This window comes from Pseudomonas imrae, from assembly GCF_046352735.2.
Taxonomy (GTDB): Bacteria; Pseudomonadota; Gammaproteobacteria; order Pseudomonadales; family Pseudomonadaceae; genus Aquipseudomonas; species Aquipseudomonas imrae.
Window position 1 is genome coordinate 4,591,231 of the sequence record NZ_CP110853.2, and the last position, 23,407, is coordinate 4,614,637.

Below are 23,407 nucleotides of genomic sequence, written 5' to 3' on the forward strand. Positions count from 1 at the left end.
GGGGCGCTCATCATAACAGGACGGCCCCGCCCAAGACAGCGGCCGTCATAGGGACGCAAGCCGCCATGCAAGTGAAACACCTGCTGCTGATCGCCATCCTCGCCATGACTGCTGCTTGCTCGTCAACAAAGGACGTCGTCGACGAAAACCTCAGCGAAGTCGAGCTGTACCAGCAAGCTCAGACAGACTTGGACAATAATAGCTACACCAGCGCCACCGCCAAGCTCAAAGCACTGGAGTCGCGCTACCCGTTTGGCCGCTACGCCGACCAGGCCCAGCTCGAGCTGATCTACGCCAACTACAAGAACGCCGAGCCGGAAGCTGCCAAGTCCGCGGCCGAACGTTTTATCCGTCTGCACCCGCAGCACCCGAACGTGGACTACGCCTACTATCTCAAGGGCCTGACCTCGTTTGACCAGGACGTCGGCCTGCTGGCGCGCTTCCTGCCGCTGGACATGACCAAGCGCGACCCTGGCGCCGCCCGCGACTCCTATAACGAGTTTGCCCAACTGACTAGCCGCTACCCCAACAGCCGCTACGCTCCCGACGCCAAGCAGCGCATGATCTACCTGCGCAACCTGCTGGCTTCCTACGAGATCCATGTTGCGCACTACTACCTGACCCGCCAGGCCTATGTAGCAGCCGCCAACCGTGGTCGCTACGTTGTGGAAAACTTCCAGGAAACCCCTTCGGTGGGTGACGGCCTGGCAGTGATGACCGAGGCTTACCAGCGTCTGCACCTAGACACCCTGGCGAACACCAGCCTGGAAACCTTGAAACTCAACTACCCGGATCACCCTAGCCTGCAAGACGGCCAGTTCGTGCCACAGGTTGCCGAAGCGGACAACCGCTCTTGGCTGAGCAAGTACACCCTGGGCCTGATCGAATCCCGTCCGCCGCTGCCGCCGGGCGAAACCCGCGCCAACCAGGACGTGATCAAGCAGTACCAGGACGCCAAGGATGCCATCCCTTCGGACCTGAAGCCACATGACGAAAACGGCGACGTGGTAGAGGAACAGGAACCCGAAGCACTCGGCAACAACGAAGATCGCTCGTGGTTCAGCTACATGACGTTCGGTGTCTTTGACTGATACCGGCCAGCGCAACACCAAAAAGGAGCCCATAGGGGCTCCTTTTTCGTGGCGCAACTTTATTACTCTGTGCGTCAACCACGTCCTTGGCTAAACTGGCGCATTTCCTGTCGAGAAGCTACCTGCCATGGTTCGTTTACTGTTCTGGATTGCCCTGATTGCTGCCGCGATATGGTTGTGGCGCAAGTTCAAGCGCCCCGCGTCTACACAGCAAAGGCCGGATGAACACGGTGCGACACCGATGGTCCGCTGCGCGCACTGCGGCGTACACCTACCCCAGGACCGGGCGTTGAGCCAGCGACAGGAGTGGTATTGCACTCAAGCGCACCTGGAACAAGGCCCCAGATCCATCGATCGTTGAAATCGCCTGCCGGAGCGAATACCGCCGCTCCGCGCCGGGTTGATGCCGCCGATTAAATCCGTCCGGCCGGCGCATAAGGGGCGGGATCAATGATTGGCTGGCGCCCGAGCAGCAGATCAGCAAACAACTGGCAGGACGCCGGCGCCAGCACCAACCCATTGCGGTAATGCCCGCAGTTGAGCCATAACCCTTCAAATCCCGGGACCTCGCCGATGTAAGGAATACCTTGCGGCGATCCAGGCCGTAATCCCGCCCAATGCCCCACTACCTCGGCATCAGCCAGGGCAGGAATCAACTCCACAGCCGACACCTTCAGGCTTTCCAGGGCACTTTCGGTCGGCGTCTTGTCGAAGCCTGCATGCTCCAGCGTGCTGCCAATCAGAATGTGCCCATCCCGGCGCGGAATGGCATAACGCCCCTTTGCCAGAACCATGCCCGAAAGAAAATCCGGCGCACATTTGTACAAGATCATCTGCCCCTTGACCGGCTCCACCGGCAACACGAGGCCAAGGCTGTGCAGCAGTTCCCCACTCCAGGCGCCAGCCGCGAGGACCACATGCTCGCCGCGTATTTCGCCAGAGGCGGTATTGACCCCGACAATCCTCTCACCCTCGCGAATGAACCCGTCTACCGCGCACTGCTCATGAATCGTCACACCGGGCAAGGCCAGCAACGCAGCCTTGAGGGATTTGACCAACCGGGGGTTTCGCACGTTAGCCACATCCGCCATGTAAATGGCCCGGGAAAATCCAGGACCCAGTACCGGGACGGCATAATGGGCTGCTGAAACATCCACCGGACTCAACGGCCGGCCTTCGCGAACAGCCCAGGCGAGCGCCTCGGCCTCATCCTCCAGATCCAGCCAGTACAACCCCGTGGTATGTACCTCGGGATCGACGCCCGTGGCCGCGAAAAGACGCTCGGCCAACTGGGGATAAAAATCCTGGGACCAATGCGCCAGCGCAGTGACTGCCGGGCTATAGCGCCACGGGTACAACGGCGAAACAATCCCGCCCCCCGCCCAGGACGACTCTTGCCCCAGCGCCGAACGGTCGAGCAAAACCACCGGCTGTCCCTGGGTCGCCAGATTGAATGCCGTCAACAACCCGATAACACCACCACCGACAATCACTGTTTGCTGCTTAGTCATTATTTGATCCAGCCAATAAAAAAAGTGCGCTGCAGCCCCCTTCGTAGCCCCAACGGCCTCATCGCCCCCAACATTCCTGGCGAGTTGCGCCGTTCTCTGCGCCTGGATTGGTTCGCGCGCCAGTACTGCTCAAGCTGAAGTCACCACATCGGTCACCCGCCATGGCACTGGAGAGCGGTGTAGCGATCAAGCTGAAATCCTGCGGATTCAAAATCACCGTGATTCTATAGCGATCATTGCCTTCACTGATGCCCGCCGCGTCAATAAAAGACCCATTTCTCACATAATGCCGTTCAAGGTACTGCGCTTGCTCGGAGAGCAGCCCGACGATCTCTGCACGGTAGGCCTTTTTCGTATGAGCGATATAGCGGGGATAGGCAACTGCGGCCAAGGTGGCAATAATTGCCATCGAAATCAGTAACTCGATCAGGGTAAATCCTCTACTGTTGCTCATTGCGCTGTCCACCTAGTGCAGTTGTCGCCACAAGACCCGTCGGAATCGCTCACCACCGGTATCTCCCGATGGCACACGCGCATATATCGTCTCCAGCACGGTGCGTGAATGGCCGCTGATCCCTACTGCTGTTACACGGTAAAGAGTCGCCGGGGTACCGGGCGGCAAATGCGCCTGTCCCACCCCGCGCCCCAGGTTCTGTATGCCGTAGAGCCCTTGCTTCATGCCGATCCAATTGACTACCGAAAGCGGATCGACTCCAGGCACGCTAACCGACATCGACTCACGGGGCGGCGCGCACGTAACCTGTGACAGACAAGCTCGCAACTCAAACCCTGGCGCCTGCACTGCGGATTCGCCAAATCTGAGTCCACTTTCTGCGGCCTGAAAGGACTGATTACGATGCCAAAGGCTGCCGGCTAGCTTTTCCTGTGAAGTGGCAGCCTGCATCGAAGAAAGGCCGACGAGCGTCAACAACAGCAGGAGCGCCAGACAAACCAACAAGACCATGCCTCCCTGCCCGGCTCCAGGACAACGGCTAATCAAGGCGATTACGCAAGGCAGCGACCACGCTATAAGTCTGATCCCGAACACGACCGCCGGGGTCCTGGAGGGTCAGCACAATACGCACGCTACGGATCAGGGACTCGTCGGCGGGCTGGCTGTCGTACCGGGTGACGACAGTGGATCCGGATGCGCCAGCCATTCCGAAACTGAGTTCGAATGCACGTACGTTATCTACCAGTACTGCCTTGGCCGGAGTTGCGAGGGTGCTGAGTTTCAATTGACCCGACTCGTAGGTATAGGTCAGCCTACGAAGCGGAAAACTGATCTGCCCACTTCCCGGCCGCGGTGAGCCGGCATAAGCCTGGGCACTTTCAACGCAGTCGGACAGCACCGTCCAATCAGGACGGCTGCCTTGCGCACCGACATCGGCAGTGACCAGTATCAAGCCCGTTGAGCCACCACCGGCGAACCAGCCGACAGGCCGGGAAAAATCAACCGGCGCGTCAGTGATCGAGGGGAGCGATAGACAACCAAACATGCCTGCCAGGCGAATTTCCTGGGTCATCTTGCTCAGGATAAATCGTGCGTCATCCTGCAATAACTCCGATGCATACTGACTGACATAGGTACTCCGGGTAGCCAGGGACACCTGGATAGCAGCCAACACCACAACCAACCCCAAGGCCAGCGCCAATAACAGCTCAAGCAGCCCGAATCCTTCATTCGGGCGGGTCATTGCCCAGCCCTTGGATCGGCAGCAATACGGCTGGTCAGGATGAACATTTCCCGGGTATCGGCAGCGTGGGCCGCACGGGAATCATCCCAACTGATGCTGATACTGACGTCTCGCTGGCTGATGGCAATCGAGCCTTTGCCAGCCTTCCCTGCAAAACCAAGGATATTGGCTTCAAAATCGTGCAGATCCAGATCCCGCACGCTAGCTATCGAACTACTGGCAGGCGCAACGCCGGGAGACTCCCATGTGTAGTCGGCGCCAGAGTTGGCACGGATCCGATCGAGCATGTCGTAGGCGATAAAACTGGCCTGGCTAATCATCCGTGAACTGTCGGTGTACTTGAGCGCATTGAGTTGAACCGCGGCCGCACCCAACAGGCCAGCCCCGAGGACCAGTACCGAAACCAACACTTCGATCAAGCTCATGCCTGACTGCCCCGGCGTGACAGGCGTAGTACAAGAGGTTAACGGACACGCGTTCATTACCATCGTCATCCATGTCGAGGGTTGTCAAAAAACCAGGAGTTGCCCTGTTCGCCCAAGACTAGCCGCGCACCGCCGCCTATGCAGCCCCCCGGAATAAAGCGAAATACTTTGGGCAGAAAGGCCATCATTCGATGCGCCTCCGTAGACGCTATAACTATGCCTGCCATTCGGTCACCCACCTTTTTCAGGCTTGGGTGCCGCCAGATGACGGAACGTCCACGGAGGGACGAAGCATGAAACAACGAGGCTTCACGTTGATCGAACTGCTGTTGGGTTTGATATTGAGCGGTTTTCTGGCTCAGTTGGCCGTACCCGGTTTCAAGAGCCTGCTGGAATCACAACGACAGCAGAGCGCTGCGCAAACACTGGCTGGCGGCCTGCGCTACGCCCGCACGCAAGCGATTGTCCGCAATCGAAGCGTTATCATCCATGCCCTGGACGATGACTGGAGCCTGGGCTGGAAAGTGGTGCTGGATTTGAATGGGCGCGGTCACCTGGACGATGACAACCCGGTCCTGCTGGAGCGCCAGGACAGCGGACGCATACCGATCGTGGGCAATACACCTGTGCGAACCCAGATTCGCTTCAGCGCCCTGGGTGAACCGCTATTGTCAGCAGGAGGCTTCAGGGCGGGTACCGTGCATGTTTGCTCAACGGACCAGCCGCTGAGTCTGTATCAGGTGGTGCTGGCGCCCACCGGCCGCATCAGCCTGCGCAGTGACAAGACCGAGCAGGCGTTATGTCGCGGATATGTGGCGGGCCTGGGTCTCAGAGCAGCGAACGAACCCGCAGCTCCTTGGGCATGGAGAAGGTGATGTTCTCTTCGCGCCCTGCCAACTCGTCAGCGCCCGTCGCGCCCCATGCCTGCAATTGCTGGATCACACCACGCACTAGGACTTCCGGTGCCGAGGCACCCGCCGTGATGCCAATACGTTCAATACCATCGAACCAGCCACGCTGCATGTCCTCGGAGCCATCGATCAGGTACGCCGGGGTGCCCATACGCTCCGCGAGTTCGCGCAGGCGGTTGGAGTTGGAGCTATTGGGGCTGCCGACCACCAACACCACATCGCACTCATCGGCCAGTTGCTTGACGGCGTCCTGACGATTTTGCGTGGCGTAGCAGATGTCGTCCTTGCGCGGCCCGCCAATCGCGGGGAAGCGCGAGCGCAGCGCATCAATGACGCGGCTGGTGTCATCCATGGACAAGGTAGTTTGTGTCACGAAGGCCAACCTGTCAGGGTTTACCACCTGCAAGGCAGCGACGTCTTTCTCATCTTCCACCAGGTAGATCGCGCCACCATTGCTCGAGTCGTACTGGCCCATGGTGCCTTCGACTTCCGGATGACCAGCATGGCCGATCAGGATGCATTCACGACCGTCACGGCTGTAACGTGCCACCTCGATATGCACCTTGGTCACCAGCGGACAGGTAGCATCGAAGACTTTAAGGCCACGGCCCGCAGCCTCAGTGCGCACGGCCTGGGAAACCCCGTGAGCACTGAAGATGACGATGACGTCATCCGGCACTTGGTCCAGCTCTTCGACAAAAATGGCACCGCGTGCGCGCAGGTCTTCGACCACGAATTTATTGTGAACCACTTCGTGACGCACATAGATAGGCGGCCCGAAGACCTCCAGGGCGCGGTTGACGATTTCAATCGCCCGGTCCACGCCAGCGCAGAAGCCACGGGGATTGGCGAGTTTGATTTGCATACTGTGCCTCGTGTCTTGCAGCGCAAGAGATTGGATCATTGCAGCCGCCGGCGGATGATCTCTATTGAACAACACAGATCAAATGTGGGAGCGGGCTTGCTCGCGATTACTGATACATATTCAGCAAATATATTGCCTGATACACCGCTATCGCGAGCAAGCCCGCTCCCACACTTGTCCAGTGTTCCGTCAATCAGATCGCTTTAACGTCGAAAATTTCAACATCAAAGGTCAATATTTTACCGGCCAACGGATGATTGAAGTCGACTGTCACCTGAGTATCGTCAAAAGTTTTCACTACGCCCGGCAACTCGGTATTTGCCGCATCGTTGAAGATAACCAGCAGGCCTTCCGACAATTCCATGTCCTGAAACTGCGAACGAGGAATGATCTGCACGTTCTGCGGGTTGGGCTGGCCAAAAGCGTTTTCCGGCTGGATCTGCAGGGTGCGTTTGTCGCCGGCCTTGAAGCCGAACAATGCGGCTTCAAAACCCGGCAACAGGTTACCGTCGCCGACCTTGAACGTCGCCGGTGCCTTATCGAAAGTACTGTCGACCGTGTCGCCGTTTTCCAGGCGCAGTGCGAAATGCAAGGTGACCTCCGTGTTCTGGCCGATGCGTTGTTCGGCCAATACTTGATCAGTCATTTACGGTCTCTCCGGGCTTGTTGCCTTTGAACATATCCAACGCCAGCATGATTGCGCCAACGCAGATGGCGCTGTCAGCAAAGTTGAACGCCGGGAAATAGTGGCGGTTCTGCCAATGCACCAGAATGAAATCGATCACATGGCCCAGGGCAATGCGGTCATACAAGTTACCCAGCGCGCCGCCGAGCACCAAGGCCAGCGCAACCGCCAGCCAGGTGTCGTTGCGCCCCAGGCGCTTGAGCCATACCACCAGCACCGCACTGACCACGACGGCGATCAGCGCAAACAGCCAGCGCTGCCAACCACCGCCGTCGGCGAGGAAGCTGAATGCCGCGCCAGTGTTGTAGGCCAAGGTCCAGCTGAAGTAGTCAGGAATCACCACGATTTGCTGGAACATTTCCAGGGTGCCCTCGAAATGAGCCTTGCTGACCTGATCGATGATCAGCACCAGCAAGCTCAGGACGAGCCAGCCCAGACGTCCAAAACGACTGGCTTTAGGCATAGTGACGAACCTCACCGGCACCGGAAATGTTGTCGACGCAACGACCGCAGATTTCTGGATGCTCCGGGTTCGCGCCGACGTCTTCACGGCAATGCCAACAACGGGCGCACTTGGCGAAGGCCGACTTGACCACTTTGAGCTTGAGGCCCGGTACCTCGGTGACCACGGCATCGGCCGGAGCCTGGGCAAACGGTGCGAGGCTGGCGGTCGAGGTGATCAGCACGAAGCGCAATTCATTGCTCAGCTTGGCCAGGTCGGCGCTCAGGCCTTCCTCTGCGAACAGCGTGACTTCGGCCTGCAGGTTACCGCCCACGGCCTTGGCCGCACGCTGGACTTCCAGCTCCTTGTTCACCGCAACCTTGATTGCCATGACCCCCTCCCAATACTCGCGTCCCAGCTCAAAGTCAGCCGGCAGCTCGCTCAGGCCTTCGTACCAGGTGTTGAGCATTACGGACTCGTTACGCTCGCCCGGCAGGTATTCCCACAACTCATCGGCGGTAAAGGCCAGAATCGGTGCGATCCAGCGCACCAACGCCTCGGAGATGTGGTACAGCGCGGTTTGCGCCGAACGGCGAGCCTTGCTGTTGGCGCCGGTGGTGTACTGGCGGTCCTTGATGATGTCGAGGTAGAAGCCACCCAGCTCCTGCACGCAGAAATTGTGAATCTTCGAGTAAACGTTCCAGAAGCGGTATTCGCCGTAATGCTCCTGCAACTCGCGCTGCAGCAACAGGGTGCGATCCACAGCCCAACGGTCCAGGGCGAGCATGTCCTCGGCCGGCAACAGATCGGTGGCCGGGTTGAAGCCGGTCAGGTTCGACAGCATGAAACGTGCGGTATTGCGGATACGCCGGTATGCATCGGCACTGCGCTGCAGGATCTGCTCCGACACAGCCATCTCGCCTGAATAGTCAGTAGAGGCCACCCACAGGCGCATGATGTCGGCACCCAGGGTATCGTTGACCTTTTGCGGCGCAATCACGTTGCCCAGGGACTTGGACATCTTGCGGCCGTTCTCGTCGACGGTAAAACCGTGGGTCAGCAACTCGCGGTACGGAGCATGATCGTCGATGGCGCAGCCGGTCAGCAGGGACGAGTGGAACCAGCCACGGTGCTGGTCCGAACCTTCCAGGTACAGGTCGGCACGCGGGCCGGTCTCGTGGCCCATCGGGTGCGAACCACGCAGGACGTGCCAGTGAGTAGTGCCCGAGTCGAACCAGACGTCGAGGGTGTCGCTGATCTTGTCGTATTGCGGCGCTTCATCACCCAGCAATTCGGCGGCATCAAGCTTGAACCAGGCCTCGATACCTTCCTGCTCGACGCGTTGGGCCACGACTTCCATCAGTTCGACGGTACGCGGGTGCAGCTCGCCGCTTTCCTTGTTCAGGAAGAACGGGATCGGCACGCCCCAGTTGCGCTGGCGAGAGATGCACCAGTCCGGACGATTGGCGATCATCGAGTGCAGGCGCGCCTGACCCCAGGCCGGGACGAACTGGGTATCTTCGATGGCTTTGATCGCGCGCTTGCGCAGGCTATCGCCAACGACCGGCTCTTTATCCATGCCGATAAACCACTGCGCAGTCGCGCGGTAGATCAGCGGGGTCTTGTGGCGCCAGCAGTGCATGTAGCTGTGGCTGATGGTTTCGGTGTGCAGCAGCGCACCGACTTCCGCCAGCTTGTCGACGATTGCCGGGTTGGCCTTGAAGATGAACTGGCCACCAAAGAACTCCAGCGATGGTGAGTAAACACCATTGCTCTGCACTGGATTGATGATGTCATCGTTGGCAAGGCCGTACTGCTTGCAGATCACGAAGTCGTCCACGCCATAAGCGGGCGAGCAGTGAACCACACCAGTGCCGGCGCTCAGCTCTACGTAGTCCGCCAGGTAGATTGGCGACAAGCGGTCATAGAACGGGTGCCGGAAATTGATCAGTTCCAACGCAGTTCCGGTGGTCGTGGCAATCACCGCGCCTTGCAGGTTGTAACGGGCAAGGCAGGACTCGACCAGTTCTTCGGCCAGGACCAGCAGGCGATCACCAACATCCACCAGGGCGTAGGTGAACTCGGGATGCACGTTCAACGCCTGGTTGGCGGGAATGGTCCAAGGGGTAGTGGTCCAGATCACGATGGCAGCAGGCTTGGCCAGGCTTGCCAGGCCAAAGGCCTCGGCCAGCTTGGCGTCGTCGGCAATCGGGAACGCCACGTCGATGGTCGAGGACTTCTTGTCTTCGTACTCGACTTCCGCCTCAGCCAGGGCCGAACCGCAATCGAAGCACCAGTTCACGGGCTTGAGGCCCTTGAACACGAAACCACCCTTGACGATTTCGGCCAAGGCGCGGATTTCCCCGGCCTCGTTCTTGAAGTTCATGGTCTTGTACGGATTGGCCCAGTCACCCAATACACCCAGGCGGATGAATTCGGACTTCTGCCCTTCGATCTGCTCGGTGGCGTAGGCACGGCACAGCTCGCGGGTCTTGTCCGCGCCCAGGTTCTTGCCGTGGGTCACTTCGACTTTGTGTTCGATCGGCAGGCCATGACAGTCCCAGCCCGGGACATAAGGCGCATCGAAACCCGCCAGGGTTTTCGAGCGGATGATCATGTCCTTGAGAATCTTGTTCAGTGCATGACCGATGTGAATCGTGCCGTTGGCATAAGGAGGGCCGTCGTGCAGGACGAATTTCGGACGATCCTTGCCAATCTCGCGCAACTTTCCGTACAGGCCAATACTGTCCCAGCGCTGCAGGATCTGCGGTTCGCGCTGTGGCAGGCCGGCCTTCATTGGGAAGGCGGTGTCCGGAAGGTTTAACGTGGCTTTATAGTCGGTCATTTAAGGCTCTTCATTAGCGATGGGCGCTAGGTGCGGCTAGTGCACGGGCGGCGGCGACATCCGCATTGATCGCCGTTTTCAGCGCCTCCAGGGAGGCGAATCGCTGCTCTTCACGCAGCTTTTGGTGGAAAACCACCGTCAAACGCCGGTTATACAAATCCCCGGCAAAATCCAAAAGGTGAACTTCCAGGTGGGCCTTGCCATCACCTGCAACCGTTGGCCTGACGCCTATATTGGCGACTCCCGGCCACGATTGGCCATCGATATCGACGCTCACCAGGTAAACCCCGGTCAGCGGCACACGGCGGCGCTTGAGTTGCACGTTGGCGGTTGGCGTGCCCAATTGGCGCGCCAGCTTCTGGCCGTGCAAGACCCGCCCGGCAATCCGGAACGGGCGACCGAGCAAACGCTCGGCCAGGTCGAAGTCGGCAGCGGCCAAGGCGTTTCGCACCTGGGTGCTGCTCACACGCAGGCCGTCCAGTTCGACGGTTTGCGCGGCTTCGACGGTAAAACCCTGGGTTTCACCGGCTTTTTGCAGGAAATCGAAATCCCCGACCCGGTCGCAACCGAAGCGGAAGTCGTCGCCGACCTCCAAATGCTGCACTCCCAGGCCTTTGACCAGGATCCTGTCGACAAACTCGGTGGCGCTGAGACTGCGCAAACGCTGGTTGAAGGCCAGGCACAGAACGCGATCCACACCCTCCTCGGCCAGCAATTGCAACTTGTCCCGCAGGCGCGCCAAGCGTGCTGGTGCCGTATCGGGCGTGAAAAACTCGCGGGGCTGCGGTTCAAAAATCACCACGCAGCTGGGCACGCCCAACTCGACCGCACGCTCGCGCAGCCGGGCCAGGATAGCCTGGTGGCCACGGTGAACACCGTCAAAGTTGCCAATAGTGGCGACGCAGCCCCGATGCTCGGGGCGCAGGTTGTGGAGACCTCGAACCAGCTGCATAACGCGCTTCTTGCTCATAAAGTGGTCGATTATAACCACACCCGGCCCCGGACGACAGGCAACTGCGCAGGGCAAATGGATCGAATCGAGAAAACAGGCGGCTTATTGTTGATTGCGATCAATTCAGCGCCTTGCGATTGAAGTCCCGCAGGCGGAAGCCCATCAATAGCAACATGCCAAAGTACGCGACGATGCCGGCCACTACCAAAAGACCCAGACGCAGGAAGCGCTCCAGCATATGGCCCTGGTCCCAGGCAGGCATCAGTTGCATCAGCCCCAGCAATACAGCCGACATCACCGCCACCGCCACCAGCAATTTGAGGGCAAACATCCCCCAACCCGGCTGCGGCTGAAACATTTGTTGCTTGCGCAACTGATAAAACAGCAGGCCGGCGTTGATGCAGGCGCCAACACTAATGGCCAACGCCAGGCCGGCATGGGCGAGCGGCCCGATGAATATCAGGTTGAACAACTGCGTGACCACCAGGGTGAAGATCGCAATCTTTACCGGGGTCCGAATGTTTTGCTGGGCGTAAAAACCGGGCGCCAGGACTTTGATCACGATAATCCCCAACAGCCCCACCGAATAAGCGATCAATGCACGCTGGGTCATTGAGGCATCGAACGCGCTGAACTTGCCATACTGGAACAAGGACACCGTCAGCGGCTCGGCCAGAATCCCCAGGGCAAGGGAGCACGGCAGCACCAGCACAAAGCACAGACGCAGGCCCCAGTCGAGAATTCGCGAATATTCATGTCGGTCCTTGTTGGAGTAAGTCCGCGCCAAGGTCGGCAGCAAAATAGTGCCCAAGGCCACCCCCAGTACACCTGACGGCAACTCCATCAAGCGGTCGGCGTAATACATCCACGACACCGAACCCGACACCAGCAATGAGGCGAAGGCAGTGTTGATGATCAGGGAGATCTGGCTGACCGAAACCCCGAGAATTGCAGGTAGCATGTTTTTCATCACGCGCCAGACCCCGGTGTCCTTGAGGTTCAGGCGCGGCAATACCAGCATGCCGATCTTTTTCAGGTGCGGCAGCTGATACAGCAATTGCGCCAGGCCGCCCGCCAGAACCGCCCAACCCAACGCCATGACCGGCGGATCGAAATACGGCGTCAGGAACAGGGCAAAGATGATCATGCTGACATTGAGCAGGGTCGGCACGAACGCAGGCACCGAGAAACGATTCCAGGTATTGAGGATCGCGCCCGCCAGCGACGAAAGGGAAATCAGCAATATGTAAGGAAAGGTCACCCGCAACAGATCAGTGGTCAGGGCGAACTTTTCCGGCGTATTGGCAAACCCGGGGGCGGTGGCCCAGATAATCCAGGGAGCGGCGAGCATGCCGGCAACCGTCACCAGCATCAGCACCAAGGTCAGCAGACCCGACACATAAGCAATAAAGGTACGGGTCGCCTCTTCGCCCTGCTGGGTCTTGTATTCCGCCAGGATCGGCACGAAGGCCTGGGAAAATGCGCCCTCGGCGAAGATCCGACGCAACAGGTTGGGCAGCTTGAAGGCAATAAAGAAGGCATCCGTGGCCATACTCGCGCCAAAAATACGCGCCACGAGGGTGTCACGCACAAACCCCAGAACCCGGGAAATCATCGTGATAGAACTGACGGCGGCCAACGACTTGAGCAGATTCATCGAAAGAGTTTTTGCCTATAGATAAAGAGCAGGCGAACAAAGCGCCCACATATGCGATACTCCGCGCCTGCAACAGCACAGAGCCAAAGCTCGCGAGTTTACAGGTCAAGCGCCGGAAATAAATCACCCGCCTCTTCAGATCGACCACTCAGCAGTTCGCATCAGCCGCCCTTGACAAGACTTCAACTCATCGGCATGATTCGCGGCCTATTTTGTTTGCTATTTCCTAAAAAGTCTTTCGAGGAGCTCGACGGTGGCCAACACACCTTCCGCCAAAAAACGTGCAAAACAGGCTGAGAAGCGTCGCAGCCACAACGCCAGCCTGCGTTCCATGGTTCGTACCTACATCAAGAATGTAGTTAAGGCCATCGACGCAAAAGACGCTGAAAAAGCTCAAGCTGCTTACGTTCTGGCCGTGCCAGTTATCGACCGTATGGCCGATAAAGGCATCATCCACAAGAACAAAGCTGCTCGCCATAAAGGTCGTCTGAATGGCCACATCAAGGCTCTGAACCTTGCTGCTGCAGCCTAAGCGATAAGCTTGTTAAAAAACCGACCCCAGGGTCGGTTTTTTATTACCTGCGATTCAACAAGCACCACAAACAAATGTGAGAGCGAGCTTGCTCGCTCTCACATAAAGCAGAGCCGTGCCATTGCGCTTATTGCGCACCAGGCCACGGCAGAATCGGAATCGCCGTCACCGCATTTTGCGGGCTACCTTCGATCAGCCGGTCACTGTAGACCAGATACACCAGGGTATTACGCTTCTTGTCGAGGAAACGCACCACCTGCATGGTCTTGAACACCAGCGACGTGCGCTCCTTGAACACCTCATCGCCGTCTTTCAACTCCCCCCTGAAACGAATCGGCCCTACCTGGCGACAGGCAATCGACGCCTCGGCGCGATCTTCCGCCAAACCCAGACCGCCCTTCACCCCACCCGTCTTGGCACGCGACAGGTAGCACGTCACGCCATCGACCTTCGGATCATCAAACGCCTCGACCACGATCCGGTCATTAGGCCCGACAAACTTGAACACGGTGGACACCTGAGCGATCTCTTCGGCCGAAACCAACAGCGGCATCGCCAGCAGCAATCCGAACAACCCCTTCATTACACGCATCAAGACTTCCCTTCAGTCAAACCAGAATCAGGTTATCGCGGTGAACCAGCTCCGGTTCCGCCATGTAACCCAACAGACCGACAATCGACTCAGACGACTGCCCAATGATTTTTTGCGCCTCAAGCGCACTGTAGTTGGCCAGGCCACGGGCAATTTCACGACCGTCCGGCGCGACGCACACCACCATCTCCCCGCGACGGAAGCTGCCCTGGACCAGCTTGACCCCCACCGGCAGCAGGCTTTTGTTGCCTTGGGACAGCGCAGACACAGCACCCGCATCCAGCACCAGCGTGCCACGGGTCTGCAGATGCCCGGCCAGCCACTGCTTGCGCGCCGCCAGCATGCCACGCTCCGGCGACAGCAGAGTACCAATGCGCTCACCAGCCTTGAGGCGGTCCAGCACCCGCTCCAGGCGCCCACCAACGATTATGGTGTGAGCACCGGAACGCGCCGCCAGGCGCGCCGCACGCAGCTTGGTCTGCATACCACCACGACCCAGCGCACCACCCACACTGCCCGCCACCGCATCAAGCGCCGGATCATCGGCACGCGCTTCGTAAATCAACTGGGCTTCAGGGTTGTTGCGCGGGTCAGCGTCGAACATGCCATCGCGATCTGTCAGGATCACCAGCAAGTCAGCCTCCACCAGATTGGCCACCAGTGCCGCCAGGGTATCGTTGTCACCGAAACGGATTTCGTCGGTCACCACCGTATCGTTCTCGTTGATCACCGGGATCACCTTCAGCTCGACCAGTGCACGCAAAGTGCTGCGGGCATTGAGATAGCGCTTGCGGTCGGACAAGTCATCATGAGTCAGCAGAACCTGTGCAGTATGCCGGCCATGCTCGGCAAAACTGGATTCCCAAGCCTGTACCAGCCCCATCTGACCAATGGCCGCCGCAGCCTGCAACTCATGCATCGCGCTGGGTCGCGCGGTCCAGCCGAGGCGACTCATCCCGGCAGCAACTGCCCCGGACGACACCAACACCAGCTCGACACCGGCCTCATGCAAAGCCACCATCTGCTCAACCCAGACGCTCATGGCCGCACGATCCAATCCCTTGCCATCCGCCGTCAGCAGCGCACTACCGATCTTCACGACCCAGCGTTGCGCACCTGTCACTTTGCTCCGCATCATCTTCAACCTTAGATTGAGGGCCGCGCGACCCAGCGCCACCCATAACGTTATTCGTGACTACCGATTTCCAGATACCAAAACGCCGCTCAAGTGAGCGGCGCTTAAGTTTATCGCAACGGATCAGTCGCGCACGTAAATGATTTCTGGCCCATCCTCATCATCCACGTCTTCTTCATCCCAATCGTCGTCACCGATGTCATGGACGGACTTCACGCCACTGCGACGCAGGGCACGCTGATCGTCCAGCGCCTGCAACTGGGCACGAGCTTCGTCTTCGATCTGCTGGTCGAGCTCGGCGAGCTCGGCCTTGAACACCGGATCTGCCGCCAGGCGGTCAGCGCGATCTTCGAGGTAGCGCATGATGTCGCGAGTCAGTCGCTCAGTACCTTCTTTGGCGATGGCCGAGATCACATAAACCGGGCCGGCCCACTCCAGGCGATCAACGATCTCCTTGACCCGCTCCTCGTGCTCTTCCTCAAGGATCTGGTCGCACTTGTTCAGCACCAACCAACGATCACGTTCGGCCAGGGCAGGACTGAACTTGGTCAGCTCACTGACGATCACTTCGGCAGCGTCCGGGGCACTGGTGTCATCCAGCGGCGCCATGTCGACGAGGTGCAGCAGCAAACGGGTACGGGACAAATGCTTGAGGAAGCGAATCCCCAGGCCGGCGCCGTCGGAGGCACCTTCGATCAAACCCGGAATGTCCGCGACCACAAAGCTTTTCCAGCGATCGACACTGACCACACCCAGGTTTGGCACCAAGGTCGTAAACGGATAGTCAGCGACTTTCGGCTTGGCGGCTGAAACCGAGCGGATAAAGGTACTTTTGCCAGCATTCGGCAAGCCCAGCAAACCAACGTCTGCCAGCACTTTCATTTCCAGCTTGAGATCACGCTGCTCGCCCGGCTTGCCCGGCGTAGTCTGGCGCGGCGCTCGGTTGGTGCTGGACTTGAATCGGGTATTACCCAGACCGTGCCAGCCACCCTGGACCACCATCAGGCGCTGACCGGCCTTGGTCAGGTCGCCGATCACTTCCTGGGTCGCGGAGTCGATCACCGTGGTACCGACCGGAACCCGCAGGATCAGGTCTTCACCTTTTTTGCCGGTGCAATCGGTGCTGCCACCGTTAGAGCCACGCTCGGCATCAAAGTGACGGGTATAGCGATAATCCACCAGCGTGTTGAGGTTTTCGTCGGCCATCATGTAGATGGAACCGCCATCACCGCCATCACCGCCATTCGGGCCACCGTTTTCGATGAACTTCTCGCGACGGAAACTCATGCAACCGTTACCGCCGTCGCCTGCCTTTACTCGGATGGAAACTTCATCAACGAACTTCATAACAAAACGCCTCTCGCCGCACGGACGAGCTTAAAAAACCAAGACATAAGACTCTTGCAAAAATGAGCGTAGCGACCTCAATCAGCGACCGCAAATCCAGCCCCGGAGCCCATCACAAACAGCTTTGCAAGAGACTCACCCCACAAACGAAAAAGCCCCGTCGCGAGACAGGGCTTTTCCAGCGATCTCGCAGTTAGGCTGCGACAACGCTCACGTAACGGCGGTTGAACGCGCCTTTTACTTCAAACTTGATCACGCCTTCGATTTTCGCGAAGAGGGTGTGATCTTTACCCATGCCTACACCGTAACCGGCGTGGAATTGGGTGCCGCGCTGACGCACGATGATGTTGCCCGGAATGATTTTCTGGCCGCCATACATCTTAACGCCAAGGCGTTTGGCTTCTGAGTCGCGACCGTTACGGGTACTACCACCAGCTTTTTTGTGTGCCATGAGTCAATTCTCCTAGTGAGGAATTAGGCTGAAATTAAGCCTGAATACCGGTGATTTTGATCTCGGTGTACCACTGGCGGTGGCCCATACGCTTCATGTGGTGCTTACGACGACGGAACTTGATGATGCGGACTTTATCGTGACGACCTTGGGAGATCACTTCAGCCACAACGGTAGCGCCAGCAACAACTGGAGCGCCGATGTTCACGTCATCGCCATTGGCGACCAACAGAACGCGATCAAAGGTAACGGATTCGCCGGTAGCGATTTCCAGTTTTTCGATCTTCAGGTATTCACCTGGGGCGACCTTGTATTGCTTGCCACCAGTAACGATTACTGCGTACGACATGGTATTTCTCCGATAATCCTGCTCACCCAGCGCTTTATAAGAAGAGGTATTGGCTGGCATGGCTGCATGGGATGGACGTCCCGTATGCAATTGCGTAAGGCAGGTGCTGCCCAGGAAGTTCAGGGTGCGCGATTGTACGCAAGCAACAGAAGTGTTGCAAGTAGCCGTCTATCGCGCCTTGACACTCCGGGGCGTGGGTCCTAGCATGCCGCGCAACCCTTCTGGAGCGACTGTCGCTGATGCAACCCCAAGCTTTCTACCGCGCGGTGGCGGACGATTTTAGCGCCGTCGACGGCATCATCAAGAAGCAGCTGACTTCTAAAGTGCCGCTGGTCTCCAAAATTGGTGACTACATTACGTCGGCGGGCGGCAAGCGCCTGCGTCCTTTATTAGTGTTGCTCTGTGGCAAGGCCTTGGGCCGCGAAGGCGATGACCTGCGCCTGCTGGCTGCCACTATCGAGTTCCTGCACACCGCGACCCTGTTGCATGACGACGTGGTCGACATGTCCGGCATGCGCCGTGGCCGCGAGACCGCCAATGCCATGTGGGGCAATGCGCCTAGCGTGCTAGTGGGCGATTTCCTGTACTCGCGCTCCTTTGAAATGATGGTCGAGCTGGGCTCGATGCCGGTGATGAAGATTCTTTCCCAGGCCACTCGCATCATCGCCGAAGGCGAAGTGTTGCAACTGTCGAAAGTCCGCGATGCCAGCACCACCGAAGAAACCTACATGGAAGTGATTCGCGGCAAGACCGCAATGCTCTTCGAGGCCTCGACCCACAGCGCCGCTGCGCTATGCGGTGCGACCGCCGAGCAGGCCGAAGCGCTGCGCACCTTTGGCGATCACTTGGGTGTAGCGTTCCAACTGGTTGACGACCTGCTCGACTACCGTGGCGACGCCGAGACCCTGGGCAAGAACGTCGGTGACGATCTGGCCGAGGGCAAGCCGACACTGCCGCTGATCTACACCATGCGCGAAGGCACGCCGGAACAGGCGGCACTGGTGCGCAAGGCGATCCAGAAAGGCGGCATCGAAGACCTGGAGAGCATCCGCGCTGCCGTGGAAGCCTCGGGTTCCCTGGATTACACCGCGCAGTTGGCGCGAGACTATGTGTCCCGTGCAATCCAATGCCTGGAAGCCCTTCCGGCCAGCGAATACCGGGACGCCCTGGTTGAGCTGAGTGAGTTTGCGGTCGCGCGTACACACTGAGCAATATCTGCGAACGCGGGCGTGTGTGGGAGCGGGCTTGCTCGCGAAAGCGTAGTGTCAGTCAATATCTTAGATATTGACCCACCGCTTTCGCGAGCAAACCCGCTCCCACATTTTGTTTGTATTGCCAATATTTAGAATGTATTGCCAGCCCAAACCGTGTCCTACCAGCCATAAAACCCTATATAATGTGCGACTTTTAGCCATCCTGAAACTCAAGGAGCCTTAGTGAGCACGTTGCCACCCTGCCCGAAATGCAATTCCGAATACACCTACGAAGATGGCGCCCAGCTGATTTGCCCGGAATGCGCCCATGAGTGGTCAGTCAACGGCGAAACCGAAGCGGCCAGCGATGAGGCCGTCAAGAAGGACTCCGTCGGGAACGTCCTGCAGGACGGCGACACCATCACTGTGATCAAAGACCTCAAAGTCAAGGGCACTTCGCTGGTGGTCAAGGTGGGCACCAAGGTCAAGAACATCCGCCTGTGCGACGGTGATCACGATATCGACTGCAAGATCGACGGTATCGGCCCGATGAAACTCAAATCCGAGTTCGTTCGTAAAGTCTGATTGTGCTGCCCCCATCTCGTGCCCGGCACGAGGTGGCGCTTCGCCCTCCCTGCGTCAACCCCTCTTCAGTAGCAAAAAGCCAGCCATCTTGCCTGCACACAACGCCCGCACAGAAAAACCAGGAAATCGCCAATAGGGACTTGCTATTCAGCGAATAAGAATTATTCTCATTGAAACCCTCAAGGAGAAGCGACCATGACTTATTTGATTGATGCCTGGCTGGACCGCCCACATCCCTACCTGCGGATACTCCATCGGGAAACCGGAGAAGTCTGCGCCGTACTGGAAGAAGAAGCGTTGAATGAGCTGCAGGATCAAGGCGACCTGGACGTCAATGGCTTGAGTTCCAGTGAGCCGGGAGTGCTGAAGGAGGTGGTGCGTAATCTGTTTCTGTTCTGCTATGCCCGAGCGTTGCGCCCGGTGACGGAGCTTAATGGCAAGTTTCACCCATGAGCCATTGTGCAGAGTCCTGTTGGGGTGAGCGGGCTCTCCCCAACAGGTAATCAGCAGGCCTTACAGAACGTCGAGCAACTCGACGTCGAACACCAGGACGCTGTGTGGCGGGATGCTGCCAACGCCTTGCGCGCCATAAGCCAGCTCGCTCGGCACATACAGGCGCCATTTGCTGCCGGCATTCATCAATTGCAGAGCTTCGGTCCAACCAGCAATCACGCCGCCGACAGGGAACTCGGCAGGCTGGCCGCGCTCGTAGGAGCTGTCGAACACAGTGCCGTCGATCAGCGTACCGTGATAATGGGTCCGTACCTGGTCTTCACGGGTTGGCTTGGCGCCTTCACCCGCAGTCAGTACTTCGAACTGCAGACCGGAAGCCAGGGTGGTGATGCCCTCACGCTTGGCGTTTTCAGCCAGGAAAGCCAGGCCAGCGCCTGCAGCAGCTTCAGCCTTGGCCGCAGCTTCGGCTTGCATGATGTCGCGGATCACCTTGAAGCTGGCCGCCATTTGCTCTTGATCAACACGGCTTGGCTTGCCCGCGAATGCGTCGGTCAGGCCGGCCAGGATCGCGTCCAGGCTGACGCCAGGCGGCGGGTTGTCGCGCAACTGGTCGCCCAATTGGCGGCCAATGCCGTAGCTGACACGGGTTTCGTCGGTGGACAGATTGACTTCGGACATTAAAGGGCTCCGCTGTAGGACAACCTCAAAAACCTGCAAAAACGCAGGATCTTGCGCGTTGTCCAAACTAAAAGGGCGAGCAGACTAGCACACTCGCCCCACGCTTGATGAGCCCGACGCCAGAAGGCACCAGCAGTGGCTCAATGCTTGGTCATTTTATCCAGGTAACCCATGACAAAGGCCGAAATCACGAACGTCATGTGAATGATCACGTACCACATCAGGTGCTGTGGATCGACGTTCTTGGCATCCATGAAGATACGCAGCAAGTGAATCGAGGAAATCGCCACGATGGACGCCGCCACTTTCATCTTCAGCGACGAAGAGTCCATGGTACCCAACCAGTTGAGCTTCTCCTTGCTGTCGTCGATATCCAGTTGCGAGACGAAATTCTCATAGCCGGAAATCATCACCATCACCAACAATCCGCCGACCAGCGCCATGTCGATCAACGACAACAACACCAGAATCAGTTCCGATTCGGCCATTGCGAAGACGTTGGGCAGCAGGTGAATCACTTCCTGGAAGAATTTCAGCGCCAGCGCCAGCAGCCCGAGTGACAGCCCGAAATAGATCGGTGCCAGCAACCAGCGCGAGGCGTACATTGCATTTTCGATAAAACGTTCCATTGGATCTCACACAGCGTGGCTAGAAATGCGGGCGAGTATATCAGTCGCGCACATTGGCCAGAACCCACCTGAAAAACTGCCCTGTACCGCTTCTGTAAAAGGTTTTTTCTGCTAGTGTCGGGCTGATCAACTCAGCTCGATGATGTCGGACAGGAATCTCAGATGATGGATGTGCGATCTCCATTGGCCTGCCTTGGCCTAGGTGTGGTGTTGCTGGCCAGCAGCGGCTGCTCCCCCGACGACGAACACCGGCAAACCAGTCTCGACGAGAAAACCGCCCAGTTCGAGCACTCCCTGGACGCCATTCAGGATCCGACGCTCAAGTCAGCCGTGGCCGAGCTGGGTGGCTCTCTGCTACTGCTGGAGCGCGCACGCTTCAAGCTCAGCACCAAACCCATCGAGGCCGAGTACGGCGAAGACAGCCTCGCTTTACTCAAGCATTACCCCACGCCTCAAGCCTTGGCAGACACCTACATCAAGGGGCTGTTCGTCCTGCGCAAGGCCTCGCACTCGGACTACCTGACGGACTTGCAGCCGGTTTTCCCCTTCGCCCCAGCCGCGTTTTCGTTTCCCAATGGCTTGGAATGGCAATCGGTGACCCTGAGCAACAACGAAACCGTCCCCTTCCAGCCCGAATGGTCAGAAACCGATCCAGGGATCCAGTTGAGCCCCAGCAGCTCCAACCTGACCAACCCCGATGATTTAACGGTGACGTATCCGTTTGTCGAAGGCATCGAGACTGAAAACACAAGCCAGCCACAACCCGTAACGCTCAAGGGCCGGATTGAGGTCATCGCGCCGCGCAAGGTCTTTACCTTTGACCTGAGCCGCAAAGATGTGGGCCACTCACGGCGCGAAGAAAACGTCAGCGTCAAACTGCTCAGCCTGGAAAAGAACCATGCCGAAATCGAACTGACCAACAGCGCCCCCCAGGCCCCGGAAGTCGCGGATGTATCGCCCAGTCCGCTGCTGGTACAGGCGCGGGACACCTCGGGGCGTTTTCTGACCCGTTCCGGCTCGATCAATGAGAGTGCAGCCCAACTGGCGTTCTACGAGACGCAGTTGGCCAAAATGCAGAAACAAAAAACCTGGTCCGATGCTTTGGAACAACAACTCCACGAGCAGCAGAAAGCTTTCGAGCACAAGCAGCCCAGCCACTACACCAAGGTTTACTTCAACGGGCTGATCGATAACCTGCAAGTCAGTGTCCTGGACTTTTCTGGCGCCACTGTCACACGCAAGGACCTGGAACTGGCGATTCGACGCCTCGACAAGAACACCCTGGAAAAAACCGTACAACGCCTGCCCATGCCGGTAACGGTATATGACGATCAGGTTCAGGATTGGCTCAAGGACGCCACGCTCACTGAGGATCAACTGAAAAACAGCGTCCGCGTCAGCCAGTCAGTCGAAGACGCGAGCGCCGCCCGCGTCGAGTTCGATCATCCCTACACGTTCAATGACGACCTGGTCGGCGCAACCCGCACCAGCAGCGATGCCCCCGTGACATTTTTTACCGCCGACGATGAAGGCAAGCGCGGCGAACCCATTGAGCTGCCCACAGAGGCCTTTGAGGTCGACCCATGGCGCGGCACCCTGACCTACGACCTCAATCTGTTCCCGGAGAACCCCGAATACGTTGTGGGCTCACTTCCGTTGTTCCTCGCCAGCATTGAAAAAGGCAGCATCGACACCGCGCGATTACCTGGCGGACTGTCGTTGGACGACAATGCATTGATCGTCGACCAGGCGCTCTTCCCGTCCGATAGCTGGCGTTTTTTCGCCAAGGACACCAGTGGCAATTACTTGAAGGAAATTCTCAATGTCAGCCATCGTGCCGCGGAGCACGGCACTGCGCTGTTTGATGTGCACTACTTTTACGGCCAGCCGACGACGATCGAAACCTACCAACGCACCGCGTTGAACACCGTGCAATATGGGTTTGAGGTAAAACTGGACAAGCCAGAGACAAAGTAGCCAGTTCAGCGAGTATCGCTTAGCACTTTCACCCGTCCGCCATTGAGTTGCCGCAAATGCGCCTGCACGTGCAAGCACCATATCTGCGGATCATCAGCCAACTGGTAGCCATGCAAGGTCAGGCTTTGCACAATGGCCTCCAGGATATTTTCAGCCACGAACGGTCCATGAAACGGCCCTTGGGACTTGATCGTCGAAGGCTGCTCGCCGGTCATGCCGGCCGCAAACAATAAGGTCCACATACCCGCATCCCCCGCGAGGGGACGAATGGAGCATTCGATTCTGGTGACCAGGCCCAGGCACTGGCGAGTGAGACAAAGGTTGCGCGGCATAGCGGCGACCCTCGGTAGATCCGGTGTTCAGCCTCCAACCGCCGAGACTGTTTCTATCCAGCGGTTCCTGTGC

The 23,407-nt window shown here is 58.3% G+C and carries 27 protein-coding genes; 8 read left to right on the forward strand and 19 right to left on the reverse strand.

The window, feature by feature from the left end; translation table 11 throughout:
- Positions 1-65: 65 nt before the first annotated feature.
- Positions 66-1,091 carry an outer membrane protein assembly factor BamD gene (locus OQ460_RS20830; RefSeq protein WP_410019229.1) on the forward strand — a complete coding sequence of 342 codons (1,026 nt, stop codon included), beginning with the start codon at positions 66-68 and terminating at the stop codon, positions 1,089-1,091.
- Between the two features lie 127 nt (positions 1,092-1,218).
- Positions 1,219-1,452 (forward strand): PP0621 family protein, encoded by a 234-nt coding sequence (locus OQ460_RS20835; RefSeq protein WP_410019230.1) that lies wholly within the window; start codon positions 1,219-1,221, stop codon positions 1,450-1,452.
- A gap of 52 nt (positions 1,453-1,504) precedes the next feature.
- Here the strand turns inward: OQ460_RS20835 and thiO are convergent, their stop codons facing one another.
- The 5 genes from thiO to pilV are packed head-to-tail and all read right to left on the reverse strand — an operon-like array spanning position 1,505 to position 4,781.
- Positions 1,505-2,602, reverse strand: a complete 1,098-nt coding sequence (gene thiO / locus OQ460_RS20840) for a glycine oxidase ThiO (protein ID WP_410019231.1) — start codon at positions 2,600-2,602, stop codon at positions 1,505-1,507.
- 58 nt (positions 2,603-2,660) lie between these two features.
- Positions 2,661-3,056, reverse strand: a complete 396-nt coding sequence (locus OQ460_RS20845) for a type IV pilin protein (RefSeq protein WP_410019232.1) — start codon at positions 3,054-3,056, stop codon at positions 2,661-2,663.
- A gap of 12 nt (positions 3,057-3,068) precedes the next feature.
- Positions 3,069-3,566, reverse strand: coding sequence for a pilus assembly PilX family protein (locus tag OQ460_RS20850; RefSeq protein WP_410019233.1), 498 nt, complete (start codon positions 3,564-3,566; stop codon positions 3,069-3,071).
- 28 nt (positions 3,567-3,594) lie between these two features.
- Positions 3,595-4,299 (reverse strand): prepilin-type N-terminal cleavage/methylation domain-containing protein, encoded by a 705-nt coding sequence (locus OQ460_RS20855; RefSeq protein WP_410019234.1) that lies wholly within the window; start codon positions 4,297-4,299, stop codon positions 3,595-3,597.
- Positions 4,296-4,781, reverse strand: coding sequence for a type IV pilus modification protein PilV (gene pilV, locus OQ460_RS20860; RefSeq protein ID WP_410019235.1), 486 nt, complete (start codon positions 4,779-4,781; stop codon positions 4,296-4,298). Before pilV ends, OQ460_RS20855 begins: the two co-directional genes overlap by 4 nt.
- A gap of 236 nt (positions 4,782-5,017) precedes the next feature.
- Here pilV and OQ460_RS20865 point away from each other — a divergent pair, with 236 nt between their 5' ends.
- Positions 5,018-5,599, forward strand: coding sequence for a GspH/FimT family pseudopilin (locus OQ460_RS20865; protein WP_410019236.1), 582 nt, complete (start codon positions 5,018-5,020; stop codon positions 5,597-5,599).
- Here the strand turns inward: OQ460_RS20865 and ispH are convergent.
- From ispH to murJ, 6 genes are all read right to left on the reverse strand, one after another.
- Positions 5,553-6,500, reverse strand: a complete 948-nt coding sequence (ispH, locus tag OQ460_RS20870) for a 4-hydroxy-3-methylbut-2-enyl diphosphate reductase (protein ID WP_410019237.1) — start codon at positions 6,498-6,500, stop codon at positions 5,553-5,555. The genes OQ460_RS20865 and ispH overlap by 47 nt on opposite strands.
- A gap of 193 nt (positions 6,501-6,693) precedes the next feature.
- Positions 6,694-7,131, reverse strand: coding sequence for an FKBP-type peptidyl-prolyl cis-trans isomerase (gene fkpB / locus OQ460_RS20875; RefSeq protein WP_410022073.1), 438 nt, complete (start codon positions 7,129-7,131; stop codon positions 6,694-6,696).
- Positions 7,132-7,138: 7 nt separating this feature from the next.
- A complete protein-coding gene (lspA, locus tag OQ460_RS20880; protein ID WP_410019238.1) occupies positions 7,139-7,648 on the reverse strand; it encodes a signal peptidase II in 510 nt (169 codons plus the stop codon).
- The gene (gene ileS / locus OQ460_RS20885) at positions 7,641-10,472 is read right to left on the reverse strand and encodes an isoleucine--tRNA ligase (RefSeq protein WP_410019239.1); all 2,832 of its coding nucleotides are present in this window, start codon (positions 10,470-10,472) and stop codon (positions 7,641-7,643) included. The genes lspA and ileS overlap by 8 nt, the downstream gene beginning before the upstream one ends.
- A gap of 13 nt (positions 10,473-10,485) precedes the next feature.
- Complete coding sequence (gene ribF, locus OQ460_RS20890; RefSeq protein WP_410019240.1) at positions 10,486-11,424, reverse strand: bifunctional riboflavin kinase/FAD synthetase; 939 nt, start codon at positions 11,422-11,424, stop codon at positions 10,486-10,488.
- Positions 11,425-11,542: 118 nt separating this feature from the next.
- Positions 11,543-13,081: a murein biosynthesis integral membrane protein MurJ gene (murJ, locus tag OQ460_RS20895; RefSeq protein WP_410019241.1), complete on the reverse strand. Its 1,539-nt coding sequence runs from the start codon at positions 13,079-13,081 to the stop codon at positions 11,543-11,545.
- Between the two features lie 253 nt (positions 13,082-13,334).
- On the opposite strand from murJ, the gene rpsT reads away from it, so the two are divergent.
- Complete coding sequence (gene rpsT, locus OQ460_RS20900) at positions 13,335-13,613, forward strand: 30S ribosomal protein S20 (protein ID WP_003215870.1); 279 nt, start codon at positions 13,335-13,337, stop codon at positions 13,611-13,613.
- A gap of 127 nt (positions 13,614-13,740) precedes the next feature.
- Here rpsT and OQ460_RS20905 read toward each other — a convergent pair whose 3' ends face one another.
- From OQ460_RS20905 to rplU, 5 genes are all read right to left on the reverse strand, one after another.
- Positions 13,741-14,205, reverse strand: a complete 465-nt coding sequence (locus tag OQ460_RS20905) for a CreA family protein (protein WP_410019242.1) — start codon at positions 14,203-14,205, stop codon at positions 13,741-13,743.
- Positions 14,206-14,221: 16 nt separating this feature from the next.
- A complete protein-coding gene (gene proB, locus OQ460_RS20910; protein WP_410022074.1) occupies positions 14,222-15,340 on the reverse strand; it encodes a glutamate 5-kinase in 1,119 nt (372 codons plus the stop codon).
- 123 nt (positions 15,341-15,463) lie between these two features.
- Complete coding sequence (cgtA, locus tag OQ460_RS20915; RefSeq protein ID WP_410019243.1) at positions 15,464-16,687, reverse strand: Obg family GTPase CgtA; 1,224 nt, start codon at positions 16,685-16,687, stop codon at positions 15,464-15,466.
- Positions 16,688-16,880: 193 nt separating this feature from the next.
- A complete protein-coding gene (gene rpmA, locus OQ460_RS20920; protein ID WP_003176049.1) occupies positions 16,881-17,138 on the reverse strand; it encodes a 50S ribosomal protein L27 in 258 nt (85 codons plus the stop codon).
- A gap of 34 nt (positions 17,139-17,172) precedes the next feature.
- Positions 17,173-17,487, reverse strand: a complete 315-nt coding sequence (rplU, locus tag OQ460_RS20925) for a 50S ribosomal protein L21 (RefSeq protein ID WP_003176051.1) — start codon at positions 17,485-17,487, stop codon at positions 17,173-17,175.
- Positions 17,488-17,726: 239 nt separating this feature from the next.
- Here rplU and OQ460_RS20930 point away from each other — a divergent pair, with 239 nt between their 5' ends.
- The 3 genes from OQ460_RS20930 to OQ460_RS20940 all read left to right on the forward strand — a co-directional run bounded on the left by OQ460_RS20930 (position 17,727) and on the right by OQ460_RS20940 (position 19,718).
- Positions 17,727-18,695, forward strand: coding sequence for a polyprenyl synthetase family protein (locus OQ460_RS20930; RefSeq protein WP_410019244.1), 969 nt, complete (start codon positions 17,727-17,729; stop codon positions 18,693-18,695).
- A 228-nt stretch (positions 18,696-18,923) separates the two neighbouring features.
- On the forward strand, positions 18,924-19,265 hold the full coding sequence (locus tag OQ460_RS20935) for a zinc ribbon domain-containing protein YjdM (protein WP_410019245.1): 342 nt from the start codon (positions 18,924-18,926) through the stop codon (positions 19,263-19,265).
- A 195-nt stretch (positions 19,266-19,460) separates the two neighbouring features.
- A complete protein-coding gene (locus tag OQ460_RS20940; protein WP_038443494.1) occupies positions 19,461-19,718 on the forward strand; it encodes a hypothetical protein in 258 nt (85 codons plus the stop codon).
- A 60-nt stretch (positions 19,719-19,778) separates the two neighbouring features.
- Here OQ460_RS20940 and OQ460_RS20945 read toward each other — a convergent pair whose 3' ends face one another.
- Positions 19,779-20,396, reverse strand: coding sequence for an FKBP-type peptidyl-prolyl cis-trans isomerase (locus OQ460_RS20945; protein WP_410019246.1), 618 nt, complete (start codon positions 20,394-20,396; stop codon positions 19,779-19,781).
- Positions 20,397-20,536: 140 nt separating this feature from the next.
- The gene (locus tag OQ460_RS20950; RefSeq protein WP_410019247.1) at positions 20,537-21,025 is read right to left on the reverse strand and encodes a TIGR00645 family protein; all 489 of its coding nucleotides are present in this window, start codon (positions 21,023-21,025) and stop codon (positions 20,537-20,539) included.
- A 162-nt stretch (positions 21,026-21,187) separates the two neighbouring features.
- On the opposite strand from OQ460_RS20950, the gene OQ460_RS20955 reads away from it, so the two are divergent.
- Positions 21,188-23,002: a hypothetical protein gene (locus tag OQ460_RS20955; protein ID WP_410019248.1), complete on the forward strand. Its 1,815-nt coding sequence runs from the start codon at positions 21,188-21,190 to the stop codon at positions 23,000-23,002.
- 5 nt (positions 23,003-23,007) lie between these two features.
- Here the strand turns inward: OQ460_RS20955 and OQ460_RS20960 are convergent, their stop codons facing one another.
- A complete protein-coding gene (locus OQ460_RS20960) occupies positions 23,008-23,334 on the reverse strand; it encodes a hypothetical protein (RefSeq protein WP_410019249.1) in 327 nt (108 codons plus the stop codon).
- Positions 23,335-23,407 lie beyond the last annotated feature (73 nt).